Origin of the sequence: Beijerinckia sp. L45 (assembly GCF_009765775.1) — a bacterium.
Taxonomy (GTDB): Bacteria; Pseudomonadota; Alphaproteobacteria; order Rhizobiales; family Beijerinckiaceae; genus RH-AL1.
This window is the reverse complement of sequence record NZ_LMUU01000126.1, coordinates 1081-3938: the sequence shown is the minus strand read 5'-3', so window position 1 is coordinate 3938 and position 2858 is coordinate 1081. Positions and strand designations below refer to the sequence as shown.

Genomic DNA, 2858 nt, shown 5'->3' with positions numbered 1-2858 from the left:
GTCGGAGGGAAGGACGCGGACGCGGATCGGCTTGGCGCCCTTGGGAATGATGAAGACGACCTCGCTATAGGCGCCGCTCGCCTGGCGTACCGCCGCCAGCGCCTTGGCGAAGGCGTCGACATGCGCCTCCGGCCGTGCCTTGGACGCACTGGCCTCCGCGCCTTTGGTCCCGTCCGTGCGGGCCGCGGCGGAGTCCGGCGCGGCTACGGATTCGCCGGTCAACAGCCATGTGACGCCGGACTTGTACCAGTCGTATGACCACCACAGGCCGCTCAGGCCACTCAGCAGGTAGAACACCACGACCCAGCTTCCGATCACGACGTGAAGCGATCGGTAGAGGCTTCGGCCCGATCGCGTCAGGTCGATCACAAACCATTGCCGCCAATCGAGGGGCCGGCGTGGCCAGCGCATCCACAAACCGGACAATGCGAAATACACCAGGCCGATCGCGGCGACGCCGGTGATCTGCCGGCCGAACCCGTTGCCGTCGCCGGGCACGAGCAGCCATCGATGCAGGGCGCGAACGGTTCGAAAGAAATGCGCGCCCGTCGCCGGGCCGAGCAGACGACCATCGTAAGGGTCGACGTAGCTCTGCCGATCCTCGTCGGCGTTGCGGGGATCACGTGCAAACAGCACGCGCGCCGCGCTGCCGGGGTCCGCGGGCAGCACCAGCGACGCGACTTGTCGCGCCGGCTGTTGCTCGCGAACCCGCGTGAGGATCGCGTCAGGTGAAAGCGCGGGTCCGTTCAGCGGCACGATGGTGACGATGCCCGGGCTCAAGACCCGCATGATTTCGTCTTCGAAGGCCATCGTTACGCCGGTCATGCTCACGACCACGAGCACGAGCCCGACGCTGATTCCAAGCGCCCAGTGAAGCTGAAAGATAATCTTGCGCATCATCGCAACGAGCCGATCTTTCTATGCGACAGCGCTTGCCGCGTCCGCTCGAGACATATGCATGGAATTGCGCCGCGCGCTCATAGCTTCGCCGTGAGGCTTACGCGGATCGTGCTGGGGAACAGCGAAGCATCCGGCCGGGTGTATCGGCTGACGAGAAAGCTGTCCTTCAGGTCGCTGTCGCGGCGTCCGACACAGGTCACCCCGGCGCCGAACGATCGCGGCGATAGACGAGCCCGACGCGTGGTGATTACCCGAGACGGTTGACGTCCCGCGGAACGGTCGTGCTTGTCGGCGTGCATACGGGGTTCTTCTGCGGTACCGCGCAAGACGCTGCGCTTTGAAGGACCGCTGTGGTGCGCTGCACCGGGCAAGACAAGCCGAGTCTGTCGGAAAACAGGAAAACCGTTTGGTTTAAAATCAAGTGTCGCTTCGGTGACGCAAGCTTTTCATTATTATGAATCTAATCTTTCCGCGGGCCTTGCGTGCACGTTGGTCACGAATTTTGCAAGGACGACACGCGAGCGATCGGCCGGCGTTCGCCATTCGTCAAGCCATTCTCGGCCCGCACGGGCCAGAGTTTCCGACCAACAGAACGTGGGCCACACCATGTCCTCGCGCCCATTCCGGGGCGTGCCGAGCGCCCGGTGAAGCCCCTTGATGGCTCGGGCGGCTTTGATCGCAAATCCGAAGCAGCCGGAACAAACCAGCCGGCGGCGTGATGGATTCCTGGCCTACCGCTTCACCCCGAGGCGCTCGAGCTTGGCTTCGGGGCTGGCATAGGCCTCCTGCAGGTCGACGTTCCAGTAGCGGAGCTCTTCGAGCGGGATCGGCAGGCCGGTCGCGGCGCATCGCACGAAGGCGCCGGGCCGCACGACCCGGAACTCGCCGTCGAGGTAGTCGAGCACGGCTTCGCCAGCCGAGGATGGGGTTCGATCGATGCGGTTCATGGTTGGCTCAAGACGAAGACGATACGGGGCGACTAGAACAAAGAGGCTTGCTCGGCTTTGCGGGGCGCGCGCGGCCGCTTGCTGGCCGGCGGAGCGCCTTCCGCGGTAATCACGCCAATATGGCCGTCGGCGAATTCGATGTCGAGCGCCATCGGCGCGGCAATATCGAGCGCCGAGCGGCGCGGCCGGCCTTCGGCATCGCGCACCAGCGCGAAGCCGCGCGACAGCACCTGCTTGTAGCCGAGCGTGCCGAGGAGTTTGCCGTAGCGCTCGACGCCCTCGTGGCGGCGTTGGATCGCGGCGCTCCAGGTGCGGGTCATCGTGCTGCCGAGCTGGTCGAGGCGGGTGCGTCCGCGCGCGCGCTCCCGGCCGATGCTTAGCAACGCCGTCTGCAGGCGCTGGCTGCCCTGCGCCAGGCGCCGCACCCGACGTTCCGCGGCGACGGCGAGACAATGCTTCATGCGCTGCTCCAGCTCCTTCAGATGCTGGTCGGCACGGGCCAGCCGGGTGCGCGGCGCCTGCTGCGCCAGCCGGTTGGCGAGGCGGGCGAGGGCAAGCCTGTTGCGGTCGCGGTCGCTCGCCATTGCGCTCGCCAGCCGTGTGTCGACGCGGTCGAGGCGCTGGCGCGGCACGGCGGTGATCGTGTTGCCCTGGGTGAGCACCCGGCACAGCGCGCGCCAGTCGCCGCGCTGGCGCTCGAGCAGGCGGAACGCCGCCGCGCGGTGGCGGCGGCCGAGATCGAGGTGGCTGGCGATGAGATCGGAGCGCACCGGCACGACTTTTTCCGCTGCGCCCGAGGGGGTGGGCGCGCGCAGATCGGCGACGTGATCGATCAGCGTCCAGTCGGTCTCGTGTCCGATCGCCGAGATCAACGGGATCGTGCTGGCCGCGGCGGCGCGCACCACGATTTCTTCATTGAAAGCCCAAAGGTCTTCCAGCGAGCCGCCGCCGCGGGCGACGATGATCACGTCGGGGCGGCGCAGACGTCCCGATGCAGGCAGGGCATTGAAC

Annotated in this window: 3 protein-coding genes; all 3 read right to left on the bottom strand. The window is 66.9% G+C overall.

Features of this window, described 5'->3' with window-relative positions; translation table 11 throughout:
* Nucleotides 1–900 (bottom strand): PepSY domain-containing protein (locus tag GSQ79_RS13355; RefSeq protein ID WP_174243211.1); only part of this gene is annotated, 900 nt, incomplete at its 3' end.
* A 731-nt stretch (nt 901–1631) separates the two neighbouring features.
* Entirely contained in the window at nt 1632–1847 is a 216-nt protein-coding gene (locus GSQ79_RS13350; protein WP_158809199.1) for a DUF2093 domain-containing protein, read from the bottom strand.
* A 32-nt stretch (nt 1848–1879) separates the two neighbouring features.
* The coding region (locus GSQ79_RS29540) for an exodeoxyribonuclease VII large subunit (RefSeq protein WP_305764620.1) at nt 1880–2858 on the bottom strand (979 nt) is incomplete at its 5' end.